Source organism: Rahnella sp. BCC 1045, assembly GCF_019049615.1.
GTDB classification, from domain to species: domain Bacteria; phylum Pseudomonadota; class Gammaproteobacteria; order Enterobacterales; family Enterobacteriaceae; genus Rahnella; species Rahnella contaminans.
Genome location: NZ_JAFMOZ010000088.1, coordinates 1 through 26,255 on the forward strand (window position 1 = coordinate 1; position 26,255 = coordinate 26,255).

Annotated in this window: 23 protein-coding genes; 10 read left to right on the top strand and 13 right to left on the bottom strand. The window is 52.8% G+C overall.

Translation table 11 applies throughout. The features are described from left to right. A partial coding sequence (locus tag J1782_RS02625; protein ID WP_217152320.1) for a hypothetical protein occupies positions 1-262 on the bottom strand: 262 nt, incomplete at its 3' end. A gap of 72 nt (positions 263-334) precedes the next feature. Between J1782_RS02625 and dcm the strand changes: the two genes are divergently transcribed. Further along, positions 335-1,627 carry a DNA (cytosine-5-)-methyltransferase gene (dcm, locus tag J1782_RS02630; RefSeq protein WP_217152321.1) on the top strand — a complete coding sequence of 431 codons (1,293 nt, stop codon included), beginning with the start codon at positions 335-337 and terminating at the stop codon, positions 1,625-1,627. Positions 1,628-1,634: 7 nt separating this feature from the next. Then, positions 1,635-2,102, top strand: a complete 468-nt coding sequence (locus J1782_RS02635) for a very short patch repair endonuclease (RefSeq protein WP_165058906.1) — start codon at positions 1,635-1,637, stop codon at positions 2,100-2,102. Positions 2,103-2,112: 10 nt separating this feature from the next. On the opposite strand, the gene alsS is transcribed toward J1782_RS02635, so the two are convergent. Then, positions 2,113-3,789, bottom strand: a complete 1,677-nt coding sequence (gene alsS, locus J1782_RS02640) for an acetolactate synthase AlsS (protein ID WP_217152322.1) — start codon at positions 3,787-3,789, stop codon at positions 2,113-2,115. A gap of 26 nt (positions 3,790-3,815) precedes the next feature. Beyond that, a complete protein-coding gene (gene budA, locus J1782_RS02645; RefSeq protein ID WP_165058910.1) occupies positions 3,816-4,598 on the bottom strand; it encodes an acetolactate decarboxylase in 783 nt (260 codons plus the stop codon). A 103-nt stretch (positions 4,599-4,701) separates the two neighbouring features. Here budA and J1782_RS02650 point away from each other — a divergent pair, with 103 nt between their 5' ends. Further along, positions 4,702-5,574, top strand: a complete 873-nt coding sequence (locus J1782_RS02650; protein ID WP_152325232.1) for a LysR family transcriptional regulator — start codon at positions 4,702-4,704, stop codon at positions 5,572-5,574. 1 nt (position 5,575) lies between these two features. On the opposite strand, the gene J1782_RS02655 is transcribed toward J1782_RS02650, so the two are convergent. From J1782_RS02655 to J1782_RS02665, 3 genes are read right to left on the bottom strand one after another with little or no spacing between them, the layout of a single operon-like run. After that, complete coding sequence (locus J1782_RS02655; protein ID WP_208951925.1) at positions 5,576-6,076, bottom strand: OmpA family protein; 501 nt, start codon at positions 6,074-6,076, stop codon at positions 5,576-5,578. Positions 6,077-6,091: 15 nt separating this feature from the next. Continuing rightward, a complete protein-coding gene (locus tag J1782_RS02660; RefSeq protein WP_152325230.1) occupies positions 6,092-7,372 on the bottom strand; it encodes a diguanylate cyclase domain-containing protein in 1,281 nt (426 codons plus the stop codon). 2 nt (positions 7,373-7,374) lie between these two features. Beyond that, a complete protein-coding gene (locus J1782_RS02665) occupies positions 7,375-7,896 on the bottom strand; it encodes a YfiR family protein (protein WP_259229635.1) in 522 nt (173 codons plus the stop codon). A gap of 652 nt (positions 7,897-8,548) precedes the next feature. Here J1782_RS02665 and J1782_RS02670 point away from each other — a divergent pair. The 5 genes from J1782_RS02670 (at position 8,549) to J1782_RS02690 (ending at position 15,972) form a co-directional block, all read left to right on the top strand. Then, positions 8,549-9,832 carry an HAAAP family serine/threonine permease gene (locus J1782_RS02670; RefSeq protein WP_152325229.1) on the top strand — a complete coding sequence of 428 codons (1,284 nt, stop codon included), beginning with the start codon at positions 8,549-8,551 and terminating at the stop codon, positions 9,830-9,832. Positions 9,833-9,942: 110 nt separating this feature from the next. Further along, positions 9,943-11,310: an L-serine ammonia-lyase gene (locus J1782_RS02675; protein WP_165058915.1), complete on the top strand. Its 1,368-nt coding sequence runs from the start codon at positions 9,943-9,945 to the stop codon at positions 11,308-11,310. 144 nt (positions 11,311-11,454) lie between these two features. Beyond that, entirely contained in the window at positions 11,455-13,107 is a 1,653-nt protein-coding gene (locus J1782_RS02680) for a dihydroxyacetone kinase subunit DhaK (RefSeq protein WP_217152323.1), read from the top strand. Positions 13,108-13,317: 210 nt separating this feature from the next. After that, positions 13,318-13,623, top strand: a complete 306-nt coding sequence (locus J1782_RS02685) for a HipA domain-containing protein (RefSeq protein WP_371819735.1) — start codon at positions 13,318-13,320, stop codon at positions 13,621-13,623. 90 nt (positions 13,624-13,713) lie between these two features. Further along, a complete protein-coding gene (locus tag J1782_RS02690) occupies positions 13,714-15,972 on the top strand; it encodes a YgiQ family radical SAM protein (protein WP_165058919.1) in 2,259 nt (752 codons plus the stop codon). Here J1782_RS02690 and rhaM read toward each other — a convergent pair. The 5 genes from rhaM to rhaB all read right to left on the bottom strand — a co-directional run bounded on the left by rhaM (position 15,947) and on the right by rhaB (position 21,219). After that, positions 15,947-16,261, bottom strand: coding sequence for an L-rhamnose mutarotase (rhaM, locus tag J1782_RS02695; RefSeq protein WP_152325225.1), 315 nt, complete (start codon positions 16,259-16,261; stop codon positions 15,947-15,949). The genes J1782_RS02690 and rhaM overlap by 26 nt on opposite strands. A gap of 57 nt (positions 16,262-16,318) precedes the next feature. Next, positions 16,319-17,467: a lactaldehyde reductase gene (gene fucO / locus J1782_RS02700; protein WP_217152325.1), complete on the bottom strand. Its 1,149-nt coding sequence runs from the start codon at positions 17,465-17,467 to the stop codon at positions 16,319-16,321. Positions 17,468-17,602: 135 nt separating this feature from the next. Then, the gene (gene rhaD, locus J1782_RS02705; protein ID WP_165058925.1) at positions 17,603-18,427 is read right to left on the bottom strand and encodes a rhamnulose-1-phosphate aldolase; all 825 of its coding nucleotides are present in this window, start codon (positions 18,425-18,427) and stop codon (positions 17,603-17,605) included. Between the two features lie 54 nt (positions 18,428-18,481). Beyond that, a complete protein-coding gene (locus J1782_RS02710; RefSeq protein WP_152325222.1) occupies positions 18,482-19,738 on the bottom strand; it encodes an L-rhamnose isomerase in 1,257 nt (418 codons plus the stop codon). Continuing rightward, positions 19,735-21,219 carry a rhamnulokinase gene (gene rhaB, locus J1782_RS02715; RefSeq protein ID WP_152325221.1) on the bottom strand — a complete coding sequence of 495 codons (1,485 nt, stop codon included), beginning with the start codon at positions 21,217-21,219 and terminating at the stop codon, positions 19,735-19,737. The genes J1782_RS02710 and rhaB overlap by 4 nt, the downstream gene beginning before the upstream one ends. 342 nt (positions 21,220-21,561) lie before the next feature. Between rhaB and rhaS the strand changes: the two genes are divergently transcribed. Continuing rightward, positions 21,562-22,389, top strand: coding sequence for an HTH-type transcriptional activator RhaS (gene rhaS / locus J1782_RS02720; RefSeq protein WP_152325220.1), 828 nt, complete (start codon positions 21,562-21,564; stop codon positions 22,387-22,389). A 79-nt stretch (positions 22,390-22,468) separates the two neighbouring features. Continuing rightward, positions 22,469-23,350 (top strand): HTH-type transcriptional activator RhaR, encoded by an 882-nt coding sequence (gene rhaR, locus J1782_RS02725; RefSeq protein ID WP_152325219.1) that lies wholly within the window; start codon positions 22,469-22,471, stop codon positions 23,348-23,350. 44 nt (positions 23,351-23,394) lie between these two features. Here rhaR and rhaT read toward each other — a convergent pair whose 3' ends face one another. After that, a complete protein-coding gene (gene rhaT / locus J1782_RS02730) occupies positions 23,395-24,429 on the bottom strand; it encodes an L-rhamnose/proton symporter RhaT (protein ID WP_217152326.1) in 1,035 nt (344 codons plus the stop codon). Positions 24,430-25,027: 598 nt separating this feature from the next. Beyond that, positions 25,028-26,122, bottom strand: a complete 1,095-nt coding sequence (locus J1782_RS02735; RefSeq protein WP_165058931.1) for a GGDEF domain-containing protein — start codon at positions 26,120-26,122, stop codon at positions 25,028-25,030. Positions 26,123-26,255 lie beyond the last annotated feature (133 nt).

Sequence of the window (26,255 nt, forward strand, 5' to 3'; positions counted from 1 at the left end):
ATTCTTCTAGGGATTGAGAGAAATCACAAAAAGCTAATCCATACCACAGCCATGATGAAGGCAGTTCTGCTCGTAAGCCGTTCTCATTGATTACTAAGATTGAATAGTCTCTTATCTGCCACTGAGATTTGGGTTCAATTAGTTCCAACGCTGCTAAAAGAGTCTCTTTTAACTCAGCGTCAATCAGAATATCACCTTTAGAAGCGAGCTTATCAAAGTTATGTCTGCATTCAACTATTAGCGAGCTAAGATCTTTTAACACGTAATCACCTTGCCTGATCTAATATACAGTGATAGCATCACCGGGACTAAAACCGGATAAGATTATACAAGTATGACGCAATCATCTGAACCAAAACCTCAATATATCAGAAAGCTTAGAGAAAGCCTCGGACTTGGCAGGACAGATTTTGCAATTTTATTAGGAATGCCCGAGTCAGGTGAAAGAACCATCCGCGGTTGGGAAGAAGGAGAGCATTCTCCAACGGATGCAAAGTGGAAATCTATTTTGGATGTTGAAAATACTATGAAAATACACTCCCAAAACGCTCCTTTTAAGCATGAATCTCTTTCAGAACATCAGTTCACTTTCATTGATTTATTTGCTGGTATCGGCGGCATACGAATGCCTTATCAGGAAGCTGGAGGAAAATGTGTGTTCTCGTCAGAGTGGGATAAGTTTGCTCAGAAAACATACGCTGCTAACTATGGTGAATTACCTTCAGGTGATATCACTAAGATCAGCAGTGACGATATACCTGAGCATGATATTTTACTTGGTGGCTTCCCATGCCAGGCGTTTTCACAAGCAGGACTTAAAAAAGGATTTAGCGACACCCGTGGCACTATGTTTTTCGAAATCCAGAGAATCCTCGCCAAAAGAAGGCCTAAGGCTTTTATGCTTGAAAATGTGAAACAACTTAGAGGACATGATAAAGGCAGGACACTTAAAACTATTTTAGAAATTCTTGAAGGAAGCAATGAACATGAAATTCCTGAATCTGTGCCTTTGAGTGATGATGCAAGAATCGCATTATCTGAAAAATTAAATTATCAGGTATTCTACAAAGTTCTTCGTGCAGCTGACTTTGGTGTCCCTCAGAACAGAGAGAGAATTTTTATCGTTGGTTTTGACAGAGATTATTTTAGTGGCTCTGTTGATTTTAACGATCTATTTTCATGGCCTGAAGCGTCAGGAAATGCAACTAAGCTTGGCGATATTCTTGAGCCCGTTGAATATCTAAATGAAAAATATACTATTTCCGAAAAACTATGGGATGGACATCAGCGTCGAAAATTGGAACACAAAGCGAAGGGCAACGGTTTTGGATATTCTCTTTTCAATGAGAATAGCGAATATACCAGCACCCTTAGCGCTCGTTATTACAAAGATGGCAGTGAAATTCTCATCGATCAGAGTAACGTTGGTAAGCGACCTCGTAAACTGACTCCTCGTGAATGTGCCCGATTACAGGGTTTTCCTGAAGAGTTTATTGTAGATGCCGTCTCTGACGGACAGGCATATAAGCAATTTGGTAACTCAGTATCTGTTCCTGTGATCCGGGCTGTTTGCGAAAGGTTACTTTCGGCAATAGGTAAAGCTGAGCAGCTTAAAGATACGAACTAACTAATCTATGACAGACGTCCACACCAAAGCTACCCGCAGCAAAAACATGGCCGCGATTAAAAATCGCGGCACTAAGCCGGAGAAGAAACTTCTGTTCCTTCTCCGGAAGCGGGGCTATTCGCCACTTCTGAACGTTAAAGAATTGCCCGGAACTCCTGATCTCGTGTTGCCTGAGTATGGTGTGGTCATCTTCGTTCATGGCTGTTTCTGGCATGGTCATGAAGACTGTAAGTATTTCCGGCTGCCAGCCACGCGACCTGAATTCTGGCTCAATAAAATTATGCTTTCAAAGCAGAGAGATGAAGAATGCATAACTCAATTGTTCGCTGAAAATTACAGAGTCGCCATATTCTGGGAGTGCAGCCTCAGGAGCATTCCTCCCCATATGGTGAATTTCATGTTGTCTGGTTTTGATGCATGGATTCACGATGCTTCTTCCGTCCGTATCGAATTCTCTTCCTCGACAGTTTTCTGAAATCTTCCCCCTAAAACATCGCCCCCATCTCCAGTTGTCCCATCAGCAACGCATTGTCACCGTAGTCCACCGGGACGGCGACGACGGCGGGGCCTTGTACGTCCATCGCGGCGCGGAGGGTGCTTTCCAGGGTTTCTGCGGAGGTGACGGCGAAACCTTTGGCGCCGAACGCGTCGGCGTAGGCTTTGAAATCGATCGGGCCGAACTGGATGCCGGAGGTGCGCTGGTATTTTTTCTCCTCCTGGATGGCGACCATGTTGTACGCCTCATCCACCCAGATGATGTGCAGCAAATTCACGCCCAGCCGGACGGCGGTTTCCAGTTCCATGCTCGATTGCATAAAGCCGCCGTCGCCGGAAACGGACACCACTTTGCGGCTGGGATCGACCAGCGCTGCGCCAATTGCCCACGGCAGTGCGACGCCCATGGTTTGCTGGCCGTTGGAAATCAGCACCTGACGTGCGCGGAAGCTGTAAAGGTAACGGGCGATCCAGATGTGAAAACTGCCCATATCGACGCATAACGTGACGTCGCTATTAACGATGTCCTGCATCGCGCGCACCAGCCGCAGGGGGTGGATGGCGAACTGATTCAGGCTCCGGCCTTTCTGATCCAGCAGCTCGCGTTGCTGGCGGCGGTCTTCCAGAATCGCGATGGACGAGGTGCTCAGCACGAAATGCTGCTGGATTTGTTCGGTCAGCAGATCGAGCGTATCGGCGATGTCGCCCACCAGTTCGACATCCGGCAGGTATTCGCTGTCCGTTTCGGCGGGCATCACGTCGATATGCACCAGTTCGGCATTCTCGTTATTCCACTGCGCCGGTTCGTACTCGACCGGGCTGTAGCCGATGGTGATCACTAAATCGGCATTGCGCAGCAGGCGGTCACCGGCCTGATTATTGAATAAACCCACGCGCCCGGCGAACCGGTGGAACGACGCCTGGTCGATAACACCGGCGGCCTGATAGGTGCTGGTGACCGGCAAATCGCTTTTATGCAGCAGACGTCGGATTGCCGCCGCATTACGCGGCTGGCTGGCCATCAGGCCGAGCAGCAGAACCGGGTTTTTGGCCTGTTTTAACAGACGCGCGACCTGCAAAATGGCGTCGTGCGGCGCGCTGCCCAGAACGGGCGGTTGTGATGTCAGCAGTTTGCCGCTGGCGGGTTCGTTGACGATGTCCATCGGCAGGCTGATGAACGCTGCGCCCGGACGCCCGAATTCGGCGGCGCGAAAGCCGTTTGCCATCACTTCGGCCAGCGCGGAAGACGAGGTCACTTCCGCAGAATATTTGGTTACCGGGCGGAACATCGCGACGGTATCCATCGTCTGGTGAACTTGTTTTACGTGGTCGGCACGTTTTACCGCGCCACCGAGAGCGACCAGCGGATCGCCTTCTGATGTCGCCGTGGCGACGCCGGTGATGAGGTTGGAGCAGCCGGGGCCGGATGTCACCAGCGCGACGCCCGCTTTGCCGGTCAGGCGGCCGACGGCACCGGCCATAAAGGCGGCGTTGGCTTCGTGGCGCACCGGAATAGTGGTAATGGTGGAGTCGATCAGGGAATCAAATACGCGGTCGATTTTTGCGCCGGGAATGCCGAAGACGTGTTTTACGCCCTGCGCTTCAAGCTGTGCGACCACCAGATCTGCGCCGCATTTCCATTCGATTTTAGGGTCTGAGTTTTTCATGGTGTTTTCCTTTTACCTGCGGGCTGTTAACTCTCAACGGACTGAATCGCATCGTTTAAATCATCGGGATTTAAATCGGCATGCAGGAAATCGCTGTCCTGCGGGAAGTCGATCAGCAGCTTTTCAACGGTGCCGAACGTGAGCACGCCGCTCTCAACCTGATAATCCAGAACGTGGCCGCCGCTGCTGCGTTCCTGATTAATAAAGTGTTCGTGATAGCCCGCCACATTGATGCCCTGCATATACGCCGGGGTCAGAAAACCAATCAGCACGCCCTGGCTGTGCTCGATGTGAAAGGTTGGCTGGGCCTCGATGGCTTCCAGCATCGGTTTATACGGGCGCTTTTGTTCCGGCACGGTGCGCGTCTCCACCCGGCTGAATTCACCGTCAATGCGCAGCGCACAGAAGGTGTTCTGGCTGGCCACGGCGCGGTCAATCACCGCGTGGATCTGCTCGCGGGTATGCGGTTTTTCAATCAGGTATTCATTCGTAGGATTAAAGAATGTCATCACCGCAAACGGGGTTTTTTGTTCGGGCAGGGCGCGTCGTGCGCTGCCGTCGCCACGCAACTGGAAGATATTGCTGTTAAAAGCAATCAGTTCTCCGTCGAGATGGTTAAAGGTGCCGAGGCCAAAATCGCCGTGTTCCAGCAGGTCGGCCATGGTGGTTTCGCCCTCGTAGACGCCGCTAAGCAGGGCACTCATCAGGGATGACTGGTACAACACGCGGTCGGGATGTCTCTGGGTAAACGCCGAGGCGGTGCGGGCGAGTTCGGCAACGCAGGAACAGGAATCAGAATGGGTTTTCATGCAGGAAGCTCCGGTCGAATGATTAACTTATCTGATTAAAGGTTGACGCGATTCAGCCAGAAGTTCCAATATGACGAGGTGTTCACTTTGAGACGTTTTTGATATGGAACTTCGTCATCTGCGCTATTTTGTCGCGGTAGCAGAGACGGGCCACTTCACCCGTGCTGCCGAACAACTGGGGATTTCCCAGCCTCCATTGAGCCAGCAAATCCAGCGGCTCGAACATGAAATCGGAACCCCTTTACTCAAGCGCCTGACCCGTGGCGTCGAGCTGACCGAAGCCGGAAAAGTGCTCTACGACGACGCTCAGACGATCATCAAACTCACCGATGCCGCCCTTGAACGTACCCGTGCTGTGGCGCGCGGAATGAACGGGACATTGCGTATCGGCTTCGCCACATCCACGGCTTTTAACCCGCAGGTTTTTGCGCTGCTGCATCGGTTCCGGGATAAATATCCGGGCATCGTGCTTGAGCCACAGGAAAAGGATATGGCGGGGCTGATGACTGCAATGGGTGAGGGCGCGCTGGACGCGGCGTTTATCCGCCTGCCTTGCGAACGCAGTAAAGACTTCAGTTTTAAGGTGCTGGATATCGAAGAAATGATGGTGGCGCTGCCGAAAAAGCATCCGCTCAGCCAGGAGAAAGAGGTGCGTCTGGCGGCGCTGCGCCACGATACGCTGATCACTTTTCCGCGGGATTTATCGCCGGGGTTGTACGACGCGGTGACGCAGGCGTGTGAAGAGGCCGGTTTTACGCCGCGCTACGGGCAGCAATGTCCGCAAATTACGTCGTCGCTGAGTATGGTGGCAACAGGATTTGGTTATGCGCTGGTTCCGGCGTCGCTCAGTAAAATTGATGAGACTCACGTACGCTGTCTGCCCCTGGCAGGGCAGACATTAACCACGCAGATAGCGCTGGCCTGGCGACGTACGGATAACTGCAAGGCCGCGCTGCATCTGGTGGGATTACTCTAAATTACACCACGATAATCACAGAAACCCGGCGGTTCTGCGCGCGCCCGGCCTGTGTTTTATTACTGGCAACGGGCTGGCTCTGTCCTAATCCACGGGTATGGATATTGGCGCGCGGCATTCCGGCGTCGGCAAAGGCGGCGGCAACGGTATTAGCGCGGCGCAGCGACAGGTCGTTGTTGTAGCTGGCGTCGCCGTAGTTATCGGTATGGCCGTCGAGGTTCACTTTGTTCAGGCCTACGTGCAAAAGTTCGCCCGCCAGCTTTTCCACCGACTGCTTACTTTCAGCGGAAAGTTTGTCCTGATTATTGCCAAACAGAACTTTGGCATCCAGGCCCAGTTCCCAGCCGGCATCCGTTTGGGTGAAGCCATTTTTTTGCAGAACAGCGATTTGTTCCGGGGTTAATCCGGTCACCGGTTTGGCCTGGCAGGCCGCCAGGAAAATAATGCAAAGTGCCATTCCGGCATACCGGCACCAGGTTTTGAAACGATTGTTATTATGCATGTGTGTTAACTCCTTTTAGTCTTTCATCACGACAGGAAGCGGCATTCCTGAAGAAACATGCCAGCAACTGCCGGATATCTTTTTCGAGCGATACATCGCTTCGTCGGCTTTTTCGAGCAGTTCTTTCGCGCTGTTCGCCTGCGAAGGCGACAACGCAATACCGATACTCAGGGAAACATCCAGTGTCTTGTTATTGAGCAGGATCACCGGTGTTTTCATGATGTCGACAATCCGCTCGGCGAAGGCCACGGCTTCCGCCGTGGAAATCATCGGATCGAGCAGGATAGCAAACTCATCGCCCCCCAGACGCGCCAGCACATCGCCCTGACGCAGCGTTTTTGCCAGCCGTTCGCCGATCACCATCAGCACACGGTCCCCGGCGGCATGCCCCAGCGTGTCATTGATCTCTTTAAAGTTATCGACATCAATAAACAGCAGAGCCAGCGACAGAGGCGGACGCATCGGGTTGAAGCACTGATTTAGGGTATCAATAAAGAACGCGCGATTATGCAGACCCGTCAATCCATCGTGCAACGCTTTTTGCGTCAGCGAACTGTTTTCGTTGCGCATGTGGTTTTCCCAGGCTTCCAGCTCGGTCAGCAGGCTGTTGAAGTCCTGGCTCAGCGTATGGAGCTCGACAATCGGGGCAGAGGGTACGCGCAGATTAAAAGAGCGGTTAGCGCTCACTTCGTGCGTAACGTGCGTAATATGGCCCAGCGCATTGACAATCCCTTTCTGCATCCGGCGCGAAAAATACAGCGCGACCAGCGCCGTCAGCACCAGACAACCCAGCAGGCTAAGCACGGTTTCCAGCAGGAAACCAATCAGGCTGGTGCCGTTACCGGCGAGCCAGATGGTGCCAATGACGGAACCAGAGTGGATCACCTGCGTGGTAATCGGCTCCGGGAACGCGAGGTGCCCGACGAACTGGCCGAGCTTGTCCCAGTTGGTGTTAATCGGGCGCTGCCACTCCGTGAATGTCGCACCGGCAGGCGTCAGGATTTTTGCCTGCGTAAAATCACCGCGTTTGGCGATGAACTCCAGCGAGTCGTGTGCGGCCGCCGGATCGTTAAAGACCAGCGCCGCTTCCGTGGTGTAGCCAATCGCGCGCGCCGTCAGCTCGAGGTTGCTTTGGGCATGCGAACGCAAAGCGATCAGGGCCAGCAGGGTGAGTAAAAAGCCTGCCAGACCAATCGCCGTCACAATAACAATCACATGGATTCTGTTCAGGGCTGCGCTTAACGTCGTGCGCGGGCTCTGCTGTTCTGTGTCAGGAACAGGAATTTTATTTTCCATGGTCACTCCTTTTCCCTGGCAAGTTGTAATACGGCGGGATTAACCCGTACGCCGCTGCGGGACAGCGTATCCAGATTCAATTTAAAACCGGTGTGCTGAGCTGTAATCACCAGACAAAATGCGTTCAGTAATGCGCAGGCATCATCCTGCTCGCCAATGGTCAAAATCGAATGCCCTTCCAGGCGCTGGTGTAAATCTGTCTGTTGTGCGGCGGTTGTACTGCCGGAATAAATGGCGTTGCACTCCGACGTTAGCAGCGGGCTGTCTATCGGAAGGGTTAAAACCTTAAGGGATCTGCCGGAAAATGCGCTGCCGTCCGGCGTTAATTGCGCGGCATATTTTACCGGCGGAATGATGCACAGCGTCAGCGCCGAGGAGGTGGTGCCGTCAGGCCAGCGCGAATAGCTGAGAATGCCGTTGACCGTCTGCGCGACGGTGGCGTTCGTGGCCGCATCACCGGTTTCTGCCACACCGGGCGCCAGCGGAACGGCCAGAAGCAATGTCAGCAGCGCAAAGCCATACACAGCCTTCAAAAAACGGCGGGAATGAGTCTTCACTGACAGGCAAAAAAGAGTTCGGGCTTTTCCCATTGAGTCGCTCAGCGTTTTCTTCCGGTTGAAATTATTTCTCCGGAATAAGAATAACTTTATCGGCATGAGTTCTGAAAGCGTCAGTAAGAAATTTTTCAACTTGTTACGCCGCCTGCTTTGTTTCGAAATTTTTACACAAGGCAGGCAAATGGCGCTTCCTGAAGCAGGGGTAATGATTTGGATGCGAAAGTTGTTTGTTTTTTAGTCAGTTCAGGGCGGCCAGAAACGGCGATAAATAATACACTTTGCTGGCAATTCAACCGTTATTTAAATAATAGTCACGTGGATAACAAAATATGACAAAAAATAAATGTTATCGGAATCACTAATTGATGAATTTAAATTGCAGGAAATGTTAATGATTTTGAATTTAAAGGAATATCAGGCGGAAATATTTAGTTATTCGTGATCATGATCTCAAAGCCAGGTTGTTCCCCAGATTTTTATGCTGCTGATAGGTATCATGCCCGCATTAATGGTATGTTTTATCCGTCAGGGTGGTTTTTTTGATGACGGGTGCAGTAAAAAAACATCAACCATTCCTGGGGAAAACGGAATTATTTTTATAATTAGGTACTGAGGAATCATGGATAATACAACAATCGGGACGCTGTCTAAAAAATCGGTAAGTTCCTGGCGTAAAACTGACACCATGTGGATGTTAGGCCTCTACGGAACGGCAATTGGTGCAGGTGTTCTATTTCTTCCTATTAATGCAGGGATTGGCGGTTTAATTCCGTTAATCATCATGGCAATTCTTGCCTTCCCAATGACTTTCTTTGCTCACCGTGGATTAACACGCTTTGTATTATCCGGTAAGAATGCGGGCGAAGATATTACGGAAGTTGTTGAAGAGCATTTCGGTATTTCAGCCGGTAAGTTAATTACCCTGCTTTATTTCTTCGCGATTTATCCCATCCTTTTAGTTTACAGCGTGGCCATTACCAATACGGTTGAGAGTTTTATTACTCACCAGATGCACATGAATGCGCCACCGCGTGCGTTGCTGTCATTGGTTCTGATCCTCGGCTTAATGACGCTGGTACATTTCGGGCAGGAAATGATCGTGAAAGCGATGAGCATTCTGGTCTTCCCGTTTGTTGCCGTGCTGATGGCGCTGGCGCTGTACCTTATTCCTAACTGGAATACGTCGGTATTTGAAAACGTGTCTCTGTCCGGTAACGGTGTGGGTCATGGCATGTTGATGACGCTCTGGCTGGTCATTCCGGTGATGGTGTTCTCCTTCAACCATTCCCCGATCATCTCTTCTTTTGCTGTCGCAAAACGTAAAGAGTACGGCGAAGATGCTGAGAAAAAATGCTCCCGTATTCTGGCATTTAGCCACATTATGATGGTGCTGACGGTGATGTTCTTCGTCTTCAGCTGCGTCCTGAGTCTGTCTCCGGAAAACCTGATGGAAGCAAAAGCACAGAACGTTTCAATTCTGTCTTATTTAGCTAACCATTTCTCTAACCCGGTGATTGCTTATATCGCGCCATTTATTGCCTTTATTGCGATTACTAAATCTTTCCTCGGTCATTATCTGGGCGCGCGTGAAGGTTTTAACGGTATGGTGATTAAATCTCTGCGCAGCAAAGGAAAAACAATTCCTCTGCCAGCGCTGAACCGTTATACCGGTATCTTCATGTTATTAACCACCTGGTTAGTCGCAACGCTGAACCCAAGTATTTTAGGAATGATTGAAACGCTGGGTGGCCCGATTATTGCGATGCTGTTATTCCTGATGCCGATGTATGCCATTCGCAAAGTACCCGCGATGAAAAAATACAGCGGTCATATCAGTAATGCGTTCGTGGTTATTATGGGGTTGATTGCCATGTCTGCCATTGTATTTAGTCTGATGGATTAATTCATTCAATCGTAATATCCGGTGAGCGGGTGTTATTCCGCTCACTGCTTCGGTTTTATCCACCGTCATCTTTATTTATTCCTTAATCCTATTCAGACATGGAGTCTATCGTGATCAGCGTCTTCGATATTTTCAAAATTGGTATTGGTCCTTCCAGTTCGCATACTGTCGGCCCGATGAAAGCCGGGAAAATATTCACTGATGAACTTATCTCTTCAGGCCATATTGACCAGACAACCCGCGTTGCTGTGGATGTTTACGGATCTTTATCTTTGACCGGTAAAGGTCATCATACTGATCTGGCTATCATTATGGGGCTGGCCGGCAACATGCCGGATGACGTTGATATCGATGCGATCCCCGGTTTTATACACCAGGTGGAAACTTCCGGTCGTCTGATGCTGGGCAAAGGAGCGAAAGAAGTGGATTTCCCGGCCGGTTCCGGCATGAATTTCCACACCAGCAATTTGCCCTTGCATGAAAATGGCATGTCCATCAGCGCTTTTAATGGCGATGAGCTGCTGTATACCCGGACCTACTATTCTATTGGCGGCGGTTTTATTGTCGAAGCCAGCAAATTTGGCGTACAGGACGAAAACCCTGTCGTGCGTCCGTACCCGTTCCGTTCGGCCAGCGATCTGCAAAAACATTGCACGGAAACCGGCCTGTCGTTGTCGGCGCTGATGCTGAAAAACGAACTGGCGGGGCATACCCGTAACGAAATCAGCGATCACTTTGCTGCCATCTGGAATGTGATGAGTGAAGGGATCACCCGCGGAATTCATACAGAAGGGTTATTGCCCGGTCCGATGAAAATCAACCGTCGTGCAGCGGCTCTGCGTCGCATTCTGGTCACGCAGGATAAAAATAACGTCGATCCGATGGGCGTCGTTGACTGGATCAACATGTACGCCATGGCGGTGAATGAAGAAAATGCTGCAGGTGGCCGTGTAGTGACTGCGCCGACCAACGGCGCGTGCGGGATTATTCCGGCCGTTCTGACGTATTACGATCAGTTTATCCGCCCGATCAGTCCCGATTCCTACAGCCGTTTCTTCCTCGCGTCGGGTGCCGTCGGCATTCTGTTCAAAATGAATGCGTCGATTTCCGGTGCTGAAGTCGGTTGTCAGGGCGAAGTCGGCGTGGCCTGTTCCATGGCGGCGGCGGGTCTGACCGAGCTTCTGGGTGGCAGCACCGCGCAGGTCTTTATGGCGGCAGAAATCGCGATGGAGCACCATCTCGGGCTGACCTGCGATCCGCTGGCCGGACAGGTTCAGGTGCCGTGCATTGAACGAAATGCGATTTCAGCGGTGAAAGCCGTTAACGCCTCGCGCATGGCGCTTCGCCGTACCAGTGAGCCGCGCGTTTGCCTCGATAAAGTCATCGAAACCATGTACGAAACCGGCAAAGACATGAACTCGAAGTATCGTGAAACGTCCACAGGTGGTCTGGCGATTAAAGTTTTAGCCTGTAATTAATCCTCTTTTTACCTCATTTCTGAAAAGGCGGGAAACCGCCTTTCCCGCTCCCTTCGCGCATTTTCCCTGTGTTATGTTTTTGGTTATCTATACTTTTTCATTACCTCTCCACACCTGGAAAACAGTTAAAAGGAAAAGCTCTGCATGTCTAAATTTTTTATGAATGACCGCAAAACTCTGATTAACGATGTGATCGAAGGGGTGATCCTGACCTCTCCCTACAAAAATCTGGCGAAGCTGGACATTGATCCTGCAATCCGCGTGGTCGTGCGGCGCGACTGGGATAAGAAAAAAGTCGCGCTGATTTCCGGTGGCGGTTCCGGACATGAACCGGCGCACGTCGGTTTTGTCGGTAAAGGGATGCTGACGGCGGCAGTGTGTGGCGAAGTGTTTGCATCGCCGAGCGTTGACGCGGTGCTCAACGCCATTGTTGCGGTGACCGGGAAATCGGGCTGCCTGCTGATTGTCAAAAACTACACTGGCGACCGTCTCAACTTTGGCCTTGCGGCAGAAAAAGCCAAAGGCCTGGGATACAACGTCGAACTGGTGATGGTGTCTGATGACATTTCCCTGCCGGATAACAAACAGCCGCGTGGCATTGCGGGCACGGCGCTGGTTCACAAGATTGCCGGTTATGCGGCCGAACAGGGCAAATCCCTGAAAGAAGTGACCAAAATTGCCCAACAGGCTATTGATGCGACGGCCAGTATCGGCGTGGCGGCAGCCGGTTGTAACCTGCCCGGCGGCGGGGAAGATGAAGAAGAACAGCGCATTGAGTCCGGCCACGTTGAGCTGGGTTTGGGCATTCACGGCGAACCGGGCGTATCGACCATGAAAACCCAGAACAGCAAAAAAGTGATTGATACGCTGGTCGGAAAACTTCAGGAACATGTGAAGAAAAGCGACAAACTGGCCGTGCTGGTCAACAACCTCGGTGGCGTTTCGCCGCTGGAGATGAATCAGCTGACTAAAGAACTGGTGCATTCCGCGCTCGGCGGTTCAATCCGTTATCTGATTGGCCCGGCGTCGCTGGTCAGCGCGCTGGATATGAAAGGTTTCTCACTCTCGGTGATTGCGCTCAAAGGCGGCATCGAAGAAGCATTGCTGGCAGAAGTTGAAGCGTCCGGCTGGCAGCCGCTGGTGAAACTGGAAAAACTGGCGACCAAAAAAGGTAAGAAGATCAGCGAGAAGAAAGTCGCGAAAGCCTCGTCTAATGCGGCGGTCGGCAAAATTGTCGAAACCATCACGCAGACGCTTTCTGACCTCGAAGATGAACTGAACAAGCTGGATGCCAAAGTCGGCGACGGCGATACCGGTTCAACGTTTGCCAGCGGTGCGCGGGATATTCAGAAACAGAACAAAGGAAAAAAACTGCCGATGAATAATGTGGCCGATCTCCTCGGCGTCGTCGGCGATCGTCTGGCCGTCGTGATGGGGGGATCCAGCGGTGTACTGATGTCGATCTTCTTCACGGCGGCGGGCAAAAAGGTGGCGGAAGGCGAGAAGCTGCCGAAAGCGCTGCTGTTTGGCCTGGAGCGGATGAAACATTATGGCGGCGCCGATCTCGGCGATCGCACGATGATCGACGCGCTGCAACCTGCGCTGGAAGCATTAGGCAAAAAAGAGGCGCTGAAGGGCGCTGCCAAAGCTGCGGCCAAAGGTGCAAAAGACACCGCCAGCATGAAAAAAGCCAATGCCGGTCGTTCTTCATATCTCAACAGCAACAGCCTGAAAGGCGTGAAAGATCCGGGCGCGGTCGCCGTCGAAAAAGTGTTCGAGGCACTGGCGAAGAAATAACGTTGTCATTGCGTTGAGAAGTCATAAAAACAAAAGGCCTGCGGGGAAACCAGCAGGCCTTTTTTATAGGGTCTTTTAGGTATCCCTTATCAAAATAAACTCGACTAATTTTATGACGAAACGCTTCGACAGGGACGGCAACCGTAAAATTCATTATCAGTCGCTTTGCGCAATGGACCATGCGGATTATAAGCAGACAGCTACGAGCAATTGTTCTCACTCATGCGGGTGCTGCGTCAGAGCAAAAGTGATCCTTTAGAGTTGTATCGCCGGAGGGTATTTAACATCGTCGCCCGAAATCATGATGACCACACAAAGAACTTCGGTTTTATTTTGAATGAAGATTTTCAATGGAAACTTGCTCCGGCTTTTGACAGGGCTTACAGCTACAAACTGGGTTCGCCAGGGGTGAATTCCCATCAGTTATCGCTGAATGGCAAGCGTGATCATTTTACCCGTCAGGATCTCCTGATCCCCGCAGGCCTTATTTCGTACACAAAACAAAAACTGATCTAAATCAAATCTGAGTGATTTGCCCGCCCGTCGAAATTTTAGCCCCCGTATAATTTGCGGCCAATTATTTGCCGTCGAACGAAGAACCTCCTAATGCCAATCAGCCTGATCCAACCCGATCGCACATTGTTTTCTTACCCGCGCTACTGGGCCGAATGCTACGGTACAGCGCCGTTTTTCCCGATGACACGGGCAGAAATGGATGAACTTGGCTGGGACAGTTGCGATGTGATCGTGGTGACCGGCGATGCGTATGTCGATCACCCGAGTTTCGGGATGGCGATCATCGGCCGCATGCTGGAAGCGCAGGGGTTCCGCGTGGGGATCATCGCGCAGCCGGACTGGACCAATAAAGACGATTTTATGCGGCTCGGGAAGCCGAACCTGTTTTACGGCGTGACCGCCGGAAATATGGATTCGATGATCAACCGTTACACCGCTGACCGGAAATTGCGCCATGACGATGCTTACACGCCGGGCAATGTCGGCGGCAAACGCCCCGACCGCGCAACGCTGGTGTACACGCAGCGCTGCAAAGAAGCCTACAGCGATGTGCCGGTTTTACTCGGCGGTATTGAAGCCAGTTTGCGGCGTATCGCGCATTACGATTACTGGTCCGATACCGTGCGCCGTTCAGTGCTGGTGGATTCCAAAGCTGACATGCTGATTTATGGCAACGGCGAGCGACCTCTGGTGGAAGTGGCGCACCGGCTGGCGGCGGGCGAGTCGATTGCAGATATTCACGACGTGCGAAATACCGCAGTGATGCGCAAAACTGCGCTGATTGGCTGGAGCGGGGTGGATTCCACGCGGCTCGATAAGCCCGGCAAAATTGAGCCGATCATGAACCCGTACGGCGAGGATTTACCCTGCTCCGAAGGGGAACTTCCTGCGCCGGATGCGCCGCAGCCGATTACCGTTCGTGCGCCAAAGCCGAAGCCGTGGGAGAAAACCTACGTTCTGCTGCCGTCGTTCGAAAAAGTGAAGGGCGACAAAGTGCTGTACGCCCATACCTCGCGTATTTTGCACCACGAAACTAATCCGGGTTGTGCGCGGGCGCTGATGCAAAAACACGGCGATCGCTATGTGTGGATTAATCCTCCGGCGATCCCGCTGTCCACGGAAGAAATGGACGAAGTGTTTGGCCTGCCTTTCCAGCGCGTGCCGCATCCTTCTTACGGCAAATCCACGATCCCGGCGTATGACATGATCCGTTTTTCGATCAACATCATGCGTGGTTGCTACGGCGGTTGCGCGTTTTGCTCGATCACTGAACATGAAGGGCGGATCATTCAGAGCCGTTCGGAAGAGTCGATCGTGCGCGAAATCGAAGAGATCCGCGACAGCGTGCCCGGCTTTACCGGCGTGATTTCTGATCTCGGTGGCCCGACGGCAAACATGTATATGCTGCGCTGCCAGTCGCCAAAAGCGGAACAAAGCTGCCGACGCGCATCCTGCGTTTATCCTGAAATCTGTACGCACATGGACACCAACCATGAGCCGACCATCAATCTATACCGCCGCACGCGCAGCCTGAAAGGCATCAAGAAAATCCTGATCGCCTCCGGCGTGCGTTATGACCTGGCGGTGGAAGATCCGCGTTATATCAAAGAGCTGGCCGAACATCACGTCGGCGGTTATCTGAAAATTGCGCCGGAGCACACCGAAACCGGGCCGTTGTCGAAAATGATGAAACCGGGAATGGGCAGTTATTACCGGTTCAAAGAGCTGTTCGACAGCTATTCCAAACAGGCCGGAAAAGAGCAGTATCTGATCCCGTATTTCATCTCTGCCCATCCGGGGACGCGAACGGAAGATATGATCAATCTGGCGCTGTGGCTTAAGAAGAACCGCTTCCGGCTGGATCAGGTGCAGAACTTCTATCCGTCACCGCTCGCCAGCGCGACCACCATGTATTACAGCGGCAAAAATCCGCTCGGGAAAGTGGATTACAAAAGTGAGGACGTGGTGGTGCCGAAAGGCGATCGTCAGCGTCGCTTGCATAAAGCGTTGCTGCGTTATCACGATCCGGTGAACTGGCCGGTGATCCGCGAAGCGCTGACGGCGATGGGTATGCGCCGCCTTATCGGCATCCGCCCGGATTGCCTGGTGCCTCCGGACGGCTTTGATCCGAAATTTACGCCATCACGTTCCGGGAAAGACAAACCGGCCGCGACGCGTTTCACCGGATCCAAAGCGCAAAATCCGGCGACCGGAAAAGGTAAATCCACCGAATTCCGTGCAGGGAAAAAACCGGCAGCGGCCAGACCGGCTCAGGGGAAAAACGGTCAGTCTGCCGCGCAGGGAAAAAGCGGGGAACAGCGGGTTAATCGAGGTAAAAGACCGGCTTAAGATCGCTGCTGATCGGGCTGTTATCGGCATTGGCAGGCATCACGTCTGCCATATGCTTCCACCATTGCTGGCAGATTTCCGTCTTCGCCACGGCGTTCCATCTTTCTTCTGATTCAATCTCCACATACCCGAACAGCAGGTTACGTTTTTCATCGAGAAAAATGCTGTAGTGGTGCGCGCCGTGTGCTTTCAGGGTCTCCGCCAGTTCCGGCCAGATCGGTGTATGCCGCCGCTGATATTCCGCATGCGCATTCGGGTTGACCTGCATAACGAAGGATTTACGGATCATTCGAATTCTCCTGGTTTGGTTTTCTCCCTCCCCTGCAAAGGGGGAGGAGAAAAGAAGTCACATCGCTTTCATGTAAAGCTCGCGCACTTCTTCGCGCGTAGCGGTTCCCGGGTTGCACGGTGCGCAAGGGTCAGCCAGCGCTTTGTCGAGCCAGCCTTCAATGTCGGCTTCGACTACGCCTAATGCTCTGAATCCTGATGGAATTCCCACTCTCGCCGACAAATCACGGATCGCTTTAATCGCCGCAATGCTGGCCTGCGTTTCGCTGATGCCCTGCGTATTCACGCCCATGGCGCGTGCGATATCGGCAAAACGATGCGGGGCGTAAGCACGGTTAAATTCTTCCACAACCGGCAGCAGAATGGCATTACAGACGCCGTGCGGCAGGTTGTGCGTCGCGCCCGGCTGATGCGCCAGCGCATGCACTAATCCCAGCCCGGCGCTGTTAAACGCCATCCCGGCCAGATATTGTCCCTGCGCCATTTTCTCGCGCGCTTCAATATTATCGCCATGATCCACCGCTTCTGGCAGCCAACGGGTAATGGTCGAGATCGCCGCCAGCGCCGTCGGATCGGTCAGCGGATGCGCGCCGACAGAAACATAGGCTTCGATGGCGTGCGTCAGGGCGTCCATACCGGTGGCTGCGGTAACGTCTGCGGGGATCTTCAGCATAATCGACGGATCGTCCACCGCGATATCCGGGATCAGATTCGCATCGATAATGACTTCTTTTACCTGACGCTGGCTGTCGATGATCACCGCATTACTGGTCAGTTCCGCAGCGGTACCGGCCGTGGTGTTGACCGCCACCAGAAATACGCCCGGTTTCGTCACTTTGCCGACGCCGGAATAAATCGTCACCGGCCCCGGATTGGCTGTCAGAATTTTGATGCCTTTTGCGGTATCAATCGGGCTGCCGCCGCCGAAACCAATCAGATAATCGCAATGATTTTCCTGATACTGACGGAAACCTTCGTCAACGTGTGCGGAAGTCGGATTAGGCACCACGCCGCCGTATAACGCATACGGCAGCCCGGCGGCTTTCAGTGCGGAGAACAGGCCATCGAGCAGACCTAACTCGACCAGCTGACCGTCAGTGACGATCAGCGCTTTGCCCGGTTGTTTTATCGCCAGCATCGCAACCATATCGCTGATCGCGCCCTGGCCGTGGAGGCTGATTTTTGGAAGAGCAAGCATGAAACTCATAAAATTCCCTCTCATATTTTATTTAAAATCAATATCCTGACCGCGCGGCTCCTGATCTGCGCCGGTCCCGGCGACAGGAAACTTTCCGTCGTTCCTGTGCCGGGTTTTTAATAAGTGGGAGCCTTAATGGCCGGTTCAGGCTTTTAAAGCGGCCTCAAAAGGTGTGACGTCAAAACGTTTAGCTAGCGCAATCAGCTCGTCGGTTTGGATCGTCTGTTTCATCCCACCCATTGAAATCACTTTCACCAGTATTTCCGCTGATTTTTCCGCGGTGTCGATCAGACCAAAGGCGTCATCAAGCGTCGGGCCGCAGCCGAAGATCCCGTGGAAGGCCCACAGCACCAGGCTGTGATGTTGCATCCGGTCGGAAGTGGCTGCGCCGATGCCGTCGGTGCCCGGGACCATCCACGGCACAATGCCCACGCCGTCGGGGAAGACCACCAGACATTCGGTGCTGCATTCCCACAGCTTGCGGGTGATTTTCGCGCTGTCGGGTTCCAGCACATAAGTCAGCGCAATAAGATTTGTCGCGTGGCAGTGCATGATCACGCGATCTTGCCCGTTCGTGACGCGTTTACGCACGGCGTGTGATTGCAGATGCGATGCCAGTTCAGACGTCGGCAGGCCGCCCGCGGTCAGGCCCCACAGGATTTTGTAGCTGGCGCCTTTGTCATCGAGCTGAATCACCGTCAGCGCTTCGGCAGGGGCGAGCTGCACATTGCGGAAGAATTTGCCGGAGCCGGTCACAATGAAATATTCGTTAGCCAGATCCGGCGCGTGCTGGGTCAGTTCAACCTGACGCGGCTGGGCGTAAAAATCATTTTTGTACGGTGCCACATCTTCCGGTAGCAGACGCATACTGACGTTGCCGCCGTTGCGCTCGTCCCAGCCTTTCAGCCACATATCGGTGGTCGCTTTGACCATGCCCTGTACAAACCACGCGCTAAATAATGTTTTCATCAGTTCTTTCCTGCGAATAAGGTGAATGCTTTTCAGCCATAAATTCTTCGATAATCAGCGTTTTGCCAGCACGCTGGTTTCGTAATGACGAACGGTATCCAGCCACTGAGCGCCGACCGGCACGTCGTGACGCTGGCAATACATGTCCCAGACGGCCTGCCACGGCAGCGATTTTTGTTCTTCCAGCAGGGCCAGGCGGCCGGTGTAATCGCCTTCGACTTCCAGTTTTTTCAGCAGGTCGGTCGGTTCCAGCAGCGCTTTCAGCAAGGCTTTTTTCATGTTGCGGGTGCCAATAACCCAGGCGGCGATGCGGTTGATGGAAGCGTCGAAGAAATCCAGCCCGATATGCACGCGGTTGAACAGGTTATGGCGCACGATTTCGCTGGCGATGGCCTGCGTTTCGTCATCCAGCAGCACGACGTGGTCGCTGTCCCAGCGCACCGGACGGCTGACGTGCAGCAGCAGGCGCGGCACATACAACATGGCGGCCGAGATTTTGTCGGAGATCACTTCGGTCGGATGGAAATGCCCTGCATCGAGGCACAGCGCGGTGCCGCGGCTGGCGGCGTAGCCCAGATAGAATTCGTTGGAGCCGACGGTGTAGCTTTCAGAGCCGATGCCGAAAAGTTTGCTTTCGACGGCGTCGATGTGTTCGGTGATATCAAACTTCTCGGCAATCACTTCGTCGAGCGCACTCATCAGGCGCTGGCGCGGTGCCAGACGATCCACGGTGACATCTTTCATGCCGTCCGGAACCCAGATATTCATGACGGAAGGCGTGCCCAGCGCGCGACCAAAGGAGGCGGAAACGCGACGGCTGGCCTGACAATGTTCAATCCAGAACTGGCGGATTTCCGGATTGGCGCTGGAGAGCGTGAAGCCGTCCGCGCTCATCGGATGCGAAAAACAGGACGGGTTAAAGTCCAGACCCAGTTTGTTTTTCTTCGCCCAGTCGACCCAGCCGGTGAAATGCTTCGGTTCGATTTCATTGCGCGGAACCGGATTATCGGATTCCAGATAAATAGCATGCAGATTCAGGCGATTAGGGCCGGGGATCATTGAGATCGCCAGTTCTAAATCTGCCCGCAGCTGTTGTGCATTCCGCGCTTTGCCGGGGTAATTGCCGGTCGCCTGAATACCGCCGGTCAGCCCGCCTTCTGGATTTTCAAAACCCGCGACGTCATCCCCCTGCCAGCAATGAATGGAAACCGGCAGGGAATCGAGTTGTTTGATTGCGGCTTCGGCATCAATGCCCAGCTGGGCAAAACGTTCTTTGGCTAGCGTCCATGCGTGATCGATAGATGAAGTCATACTGCGAGCTCCTCATTGGCGTGACAGAGCGCCTGAAAACGGCGCCAGTGAATTGGGAAATCCTCGTGAATACGGGGGAGGTAGTGGCGTTGTTCGAAATTCGTGGCGACAATGCGACGAAATTCAGCGGCATCTTTTACGGCATCAAGGGCCATCAGCTGGCAGCCGATATTGCCAAGCGTGGAGGCTTCAACCGGCCCGGCGCTGACGTTTACCTGACAGGTGTCTGCGCAAAGCTGGTTCAGGAACTGGTTCTGGCTGCCACCGCCGACAATGTGAATGTCGCGAAGCGGCTCGCCTTGCAGCTTCGCCAGCTGAACGGCCACCTGCCGGTACAACATGGCAAGACTGTCGAAAATACAGCGTGCCAGTTCAGCCGGTGAGACCGGAACCGGTTCTCCCGCCTGTCCGCAGGCTTCGCGGATGGCATCGACCATTGACGGCGGATTGATAAAGCGGTCTTCGTTCGGGTTAATCAGATAGGTGAACGGCGGGACGTTTTTGGCCAGCGTAATTAATGAAGGCAGGTCCTGAATATTCAGTTCGCGGCAGACGCGCTGGAACAGCCATAACCCCATAATATTGCTCAGTACGCGGTAGCTGCCGTTGATGCCGCCTTCATTAGTGACATTGTCGTGCATCGCGCCGGCGTGATTGAACGCTTTCGGGCTTTCGATGCCCATCAGCGACCAGGTGCCGGAACTGATATAGGCGCTGTGCGTGCCGGTGAGCGGCGCGGCCACGACTGCGCTGGCGGTGTCATGCGTGGCGACACTGAAAACGGGTACGCTGCGGCCGCGCGGGCTGTGCCACAGGCCGGGAGAATGGCCGGGCTGGCTCGGTTTTGTCAGCCATTGACGCGGTACGCCTGCCAGTTTCAGCAGATCTTCATCCCAGTCGCCGGTGGAAATATTCAGCATCTGCGTGGTGCTGGCGTTGGTGTATTCCTGATTCAGCTTGCCGGTAAGACGGTAAAGGAAATAATCCGGGATCATCAGCAGATGCGCGGCTTTTTCTACGACCTCAGGATGCTGTTCGCTCAGTGCACGCAACTGATAGAGCGTATTAAACGGCATAAACTGGATGCCAGTTTTCTGGTAAATCGCTTCGCGGCTCAGCTGTTGCTCCATCCGCGCCATGACGCCTTCGGTGCGGTTGTCGCGGTAGGAAACGGGCAACCCTACACGCTGGCCGTATTCGTCGATCAGGACATAATCCACACCCCAGGTATCAATGCCGATACCGTCGAGCTGAATGCCCGACGCATCCAGGCGGTTCAGCCCCTCGAGAATGTGCTTTTCAAGCGCATCAAGATCCCAGGTTTCGTGACCGTCTACGTGCATCAGGTTATTGGGAAAACGGTGAATTTCTTTCAGCGTCAGCGTTGCTGCCGGGTCTGCATCGTGGCGGGTAAACGTCGCCAGCATTACCCGGCCGCTGGAAGCGCCGAGGTCAATAGCGGCAAGATGGTGAGTTCTCATAGCGGCCATTCCTTATTGAATATGCGGCCAGTGTAGGGGAGGCGTTGCGGGGTCACCTTCCGGTGATTGCCATCGGTTTTGACGGGATGGCAGCATTAAAAAGGTAGATGCGAGGCAGATCACAGATCAGCCGAAAGCTGGCGCTGGCGAGGTTTTGCAAACGGGGATGCGGGCGGGGAGGGCGACTGTGATCTTGGCCGCAGATCTGTTGCGTGAAGGGGTGAATCTTAAAAATCTGACCGTTTATGACGTTTTTCACGCCGCCGTTTGAAGGCAAGAACGGCACGCGCAGGGTAGGGTTGTTTTCCGAAGCATCATGATTTCCTGAACCGGAGGCGATAAATGACGTTACTGAAGGGTGATGATTATTTTGCGGCACCTGAGCTGACTGTGACGGTTGAGCGGCGTCTGCCGCAAGACGTTTTCCCGGAGCATTACCACGATTTCCACGAGATTATGCTGGTGGAAAGCGGATCGGGCGTGCACATCTTTAATGACAATCCGTATACCCTGACTGCCGGAACGGTGTGTTTTGTCCGCGCCAGCGATCATCATTTGTTTGAAAATGTGGATAACCTGCGGCTGACCAATGTGCTTTTCCGTTCGCCAAAAGCGTTTCGCTTTATTCAGGATGTCGGCCATTTTCTGCCACAGGAGCATCACTATCAGTCGCAGATCCACTGGCAGCTCAGCCCGTGCGTGTTGCATCAGGTTCTGAACTGTATCGCGCAGCTGGAAGCGCTGCCCGCCAGTGTAGAAATGGAACACATCGCCACGCGCGAAAGCCTGTTTTTACAGTTGCTGATCCTGCTTTATCAGGACTGTTTTCAGCCACAATTGCGAGATACCTCGGAAAACAAGGTTAACCAACTTTTGCAATGGCTCCAGTCACATTACAGTGAGGACGTTAACTGGACCGAGGCCGCAGAACGTTTTTCGCTGGCGCTGCGCACGCTGCACCGGCAGATGAAGCATTACACCGGCATGACGCCGCAGCGGTATCTCAACCGCCTGCGCCTGCTGGAAGCCCGCCGTCGTTTACATCACAGCGATCAGAGCATTACGGATATCGCTTATGCCTGCGGGTTCAGTGACAGTAACCATTTCTCGACGCAGTTCCGTCGGGAATTTTCGGTGTCGCCAAAACTCATGCGTGATCAGCTACGTTAAGCGGTGCCTCTCGTGCGCTCAGGTTTTTGCCTGAGCCGCCTCGTTTATCTTGCCGTCAAACGGGTATGGGATTGCTGCTATGTCTTTAAGACTCAATAAAAATGACCTCTTTCTGACCGGGATGAACTCGGTGGTGGTAGAAGAGCGCCATCCGCAGGCGGATTTCCCCACCCATGACCACGATTTCGATGAACTGGTGATCGTCTGGCGTGGCAACGGCATGCATATCTGGAACGATATTCCCTATCCCATTACCTGCGGCGACCTGTTTTACATCAACGCCAGAGACCGGCACAGCTATGAATCGGCCAATGAACTGGCGCTCGATAATGTGCTGTTTTGCCGTGAACGTTTCCGGCTGGAAGCCGACTGGGCGCAATTATTGCCGGGAGAAAATGCCAGCCAGGAACAGCGTTACTGGCGGCTGAGCACGCTCGGGATGTCCGTTTTGCGCGATAAAGTGGATGAGCTGGCGAAGGAGTGTATGAAATCCGAGCCGCTGTCTGTTCAGCTGAGCGAAGCGTTGCTGATGCAGCTGGCGCTGCTCTTGCTACGCTTCCGGCACCGGCCAGACAGCGGTGTGTTGCCCGACGCACATCAGCTGGATTTATTGCTTATGGCGCTGCGGGCAGGCATTGCCGAACCGTTCCATCTGGAGACGTTTTGTCAGCAACATCAGTTGAATCCCCGCAGCCTGCGCGCGTTATTCAAGCAACACACCGGGCTAAGCGTGATGAACTATTTGCGCCAGCTCAGGTTGTGCCGGGCAATGAGTTTGCTGCGTTATGGCAACAAGGCGATCGGTGACGTGGCCGCCGAATGCGGCTTTGACGACAGTAATTATTTTTCCGTGGTGTTCAACCGTGCGTACGGTGTTTCGCCGAGGGATTACCGGCAGCGGTTTATTGCTCAGGCCAAAAAGACGCCGCCGCAGCCTTTTTCGCTGATTGCGGCGGATTGATAACGGCAAAGCACGCTCTGCCGCCAGGGTTTACGGTGGAAAAATCAGAGTGCCATTCCCAGCCCGACGATATTGGCAGCCAGAATAATCACCAGCGCACCTAGGCAGAGAATGCGAACCGGTTTTCTGCCGACGCCCGCCCATTCTTTCAGAACAAGACCGATGATCCCGCCACACAGCACGTAGAAACTCATGTGCAACATCCAGCTCATGTAGTCGTATTCGATGGGAATGCTCGCGTGTCCCCAGGCGTAAAAGAAGAATTGCAGATACCACATGGTGCCGCCCAGGATGGAGAACAGGATATTGGCCACCAGCAGGGATTTCGCCACGGACATGTCTGCCCTGAATGAAAGGTTTTTTCGTGTCGCAAGACGGATGATGCAAAAACCGAGGTTGACGAGAGCGCCGCCGCCCATGATCACTACATAACTTGGGAGGGCAACGTAGAGCGGGTCGATGCCCAGTGCGCGTGCTGCGTCGTGCATCGGCACTGCTGCACTCATCGCAAACGACATCCCGGCGGAGAAAATCCCGCACATCACCGCCAGAATCAGCCCTTTTTTCAGGTTAAATTCTTCCGCCTGAATCCCCAGCGCTTTCTCTTTCAGATAACCCGCGTAACTGACAATCGCCACGCCAATCACCGCCACCAGCACGCCGAGCAACGTTAACCGGCCACCGGCGGTACCGAACAGCATACCGATTTTGCCTTGCAGGACCGGGGTCATCAGCGTGCCGATAATCAGGGTGATCCCGATGGCGATGCCTATCCCCAGCGACATCCCGAGATAGCGCATCGTGAGGCCGTAGTTGATGTTCCCGATGCCCCACATCGCCCCGAACAGGAAAACCGGCAGCAGGGTGGCAAAGCTGAACGAGCCGTAATACGCCCAGAAATCGGGCAGAAGTACGTAGCTCAACGCCCACGGTAAAATAATCCAGGAAAAGAAACCGCCCAGCGACCACATGGTCTCCCAGGACCAGCTTTTCACTTGCTTGAAAGGTGCATAGAAGCAGGCTGCGCTGGCCGCTCCTATCAGATGCCAGATAATCCCTAAAACTATCGAACTGTTCATACACCGGACCTTTTGTTATGTAGAGAAACAGAGTGGTAATGAGGTGAATAAGCCTGCCGTAACATGCTGATCCGTCAGAAGTCAGTACGGCGGGTGGGCAACAGTGTAAGAAGTGTTCGATCAGGGAGCCTTCCGGTCAGTGCCACGGGAAAATAGCCTCTGGCACTCGCCGGAAGGTGGGCGTGAGAGAGTTCACAAATTTTGAAACAGGCTAAATAATGGCGTTAAAACAATAAAGTAGACGGGTTTTGTAACATAAAACCTGGCGGGAAAAAGCAATATTCTGTGGGGGCGATGAGAAAACAACGTCGGGATTAGGATTATTTTTATACATCTTATTTTTGTGGGGATTTACAAAATGGAAGGGGTATTTAAGCAGGGCGTTCAGTCAGGCGGGTAACAGGGTTTTGTAACATTCAATAAGGTAAACAAGCTGTTTAACTTTCAGCCTGAACCATTAATCAGGCCGAAAGTTGAATGATTATGCAGTGATAATGAATGAGCGCGCTTTATTATCGAACAGGGCGGCAGCATCATTATCGCTGGCAAAAATAATAACAATGAGCGCGCTGTTATCAATGCTACTTTCCGGCAATTATCAGGCTAATTTTTCTTCAGCGATTTCGTGGCGCTCATTATTCTCTTCCCATGCATAAAATATTTTATTACGCCCGCTATTTTTGGCTTTATACAGTGAGGCGTCAGCGTTGCCCAAGGCACTAATAAAATCGCCCTCTTCCAGCGCAGCTAACCCGGCGCTGACGGTAACGTGAGTCGAGACCTGTGCGTTAAACAAATGCGGGATATTCAGGCCCAGAACCTTATTCTGAATGCGTTCTGCCATCCGGATTGCGTGTTCCTGCTTCACGTTCGACATCAGCACCAGAAACTCTTCTCCGCCATAACGAACGACCACATCCCGCGAACGTACGGCGTCACGAATGGCGGCAGAAACGCGCACCAGCGCCTGATCGCCCATGCTGTGGCCGTAATTGTCGTTGTAGGCTTTGAAGTGATCGATATCGAGCAGCATCACGTAATGGCCGGAAGCCTGATTAAAGAGGGTTTCCAGCTTGTTCTGCAAACCACGGCGGTTGTACAGGCCGGTGAGCGGATCCAGCATACTGAGATCGCTGAACTTTTCCCTTTCGCTGTAGAGATTCGACACCATGCGGCGGGTGAATTCGTCGCTACGTTTGAGCATCAGGTGATGCAGCCACAAACCAATCAGTGGCAACATAACGGTGAACAGGATATGCCCGATGTGCTGAAAGTCATCCAGGAAGATGACGCAAAGAGTGGAAGGTACTGCATGCAGGCAAAAAGCCAGAAAATTATCTGACAAAGCGATGGCGCTGATAAAGAATATACTGAGTAAGCTGATCACCAGATAATTTTTATCTGTTTGCCCGACTTCCTCAAAACGTAATGCTATTTGCCAGGCCCATAACAGACCGACAATCACAGAACACATATTCAGATGTGAAGAGTAATTTTTCTTACTGAAAAAAGAAAATATTAACCCGCCACAACAAAGTGCAAAAATCAGTATCAGCGGGAAGGGTGTCGCCGCTGCATTGTCGGGGGGATAAACCATCGAAAATAGCGCCGTGGCACTATTTAAAAAAAAGAATAGGAGCATCGCCAGCCGATGTTTGCTTCTCAGCAGTTCATCATAGGAATGAGATATCATCAAATTTACTCTATTTAGCGTCTGTTGTTCTGAATAGATAAAGATTCTTATCGCCCTATACCGCGTGCTTATTCCATTAAGACAAGTTTCATGCAGGCAGGCTAATAGTTTTAATAGGTAATTATTAGAATTC

What these genes read in the sequence shown, in the direction of transcription:
- J1782_RS02680 (WP_217152323.1), top strand. Translation starts at nt 11,455, where the DNA reads ATGTCTAAATTTTTTATGAATGACCGCAAAACTCTGATTAACGATGTG.
- rhaR (WP_152325219.1), top strand. Translation starts at nt 22,469, where the DNA reads ATGTCTTTAAGACTCAATAAAAATGACCTCTTTCTGACCGGGATGAAC.
- dcm (WP_217152321.1), top strand. Translation starts at nt 335, where the DNA reads ATGACGCAATCATCTGAACCAAAACCTCAATATATCAGAAAGCTTAGA.
- rhaS (WP_152325220.1), top strand. Translation starts at nt 21,562, where the DNA reads ATGACGTTACTGAAGGGTGATGATTATTTTGCGGCACCTGAGCTGACT.
- J1782_RS02690 (WP_165058919.1), top strand. Translation starts at nt 13,714, where the DNA reads ATGCCAATCAGCCTGATCCAACCCGATCGCACATTGTTTTCTTACCCG.
- rhaM (WP_152325225.1), bottom strand. Translation starts at nt 16,261, where the DNA reads ATGATCCGTAAATCCTTCGTTATGCAGGTCAACCCGAATGCGCATGCG.
- budA (WP_165058910.1), bottom strand. Translation starts at nt 4,598, where the DNA reads ATGAAAACCCATTCTGATTCCTGTTCCTGCGTTGCCGAACTCGCCCGC.
- rhaD (WP_165058925.1), bottom strand. Translation starts at nt 18,427, where the DNA reads ATGAAAACATTATTTAGCGCGTGGTTTGTACAGGGCATGGTCAAAGCG.
- J1782_RS02660 (WP_152325230.1), bottom strand. Translation starts at nt 7,372, where the DNA reads ATGGAAAATAAAATTCCTGTTCCTGACACAGAACAGCAGAGCCCGCGC.
- J1782_RS02710 (WP_152325222.1), bottom strand. Translation starts at nt 19,738, where the DNA reads ATGACTTCATCTATCGATCACGCATGGACGCTAGCCAAAGAACGTTTT.
- J1782_RS02735 (WP_165058931.1), bottom strand. Translation starts at nt 26,122, where the DNA reads ATGATATCTCATTCCTATGATGAACTGCTGAGAAGCAAACATCGGCTG.
- rhaT (WP_217152326.1), bottom strand. Translation starts at nt 24,429, where the DNA reads ATGAACAGTTCGATAGTTTTAGGGATTATCTGGCATCTGATAGGAGCG.
- J1782_RS02650 (WP_152325232.1), top strand. Translation starts at nt 4,702, where the DNA reads ATGGAACTTCGTCATCTGCGCTATTTTGTCGCGGTAGCAGAGACGGGC.
- alsS (WP_217152322.1), bottom strand. Translation starts at nt 3,789, where the DNA reads ATGAAAAACTCAGACCCTAAAATCGAATGGAAATGCGGCGCAGATCTG.
- rhaB (WP_152325221.1), bottom strand. Translation starts at nt 21,219, where the DNA reads ATGAGAACTCACCATCTTGCCGCTATTGACCTCGGCGCTTCCAGCGGC.
- J1782_RS02670 (WP_152325229.1), top strand. Translation starts at nt 8,549, where the DNA reads ATGGATAATACAACAATCGGGACGCTGTCTAAAAAATCGGTAAGTTCC.
- J1782_RS02655 (WP_208951925.1), bottom strand. Translation starts at nt 6,076, where the DNA reads ATGCATAATAACAATCGTTTCAAAACCTGGTGCCGGTATGCCGGAATG.
- fucO (WP_217152325.1), bottom strand. Translation starts at nt 17,467, where the DNA reads ATGAGTTTCATGCTTGCTCTTCCAAAAATCAGCCTCCACGGCCAGGGC.
- J1782_RS02635 (WP_165058906.1), top strand. Translation starts at nt 1,635, where the DNA reads ATGACAGACGTCCACACCAAAGCTACCCGCAGCAAAAACATGGCCGCG.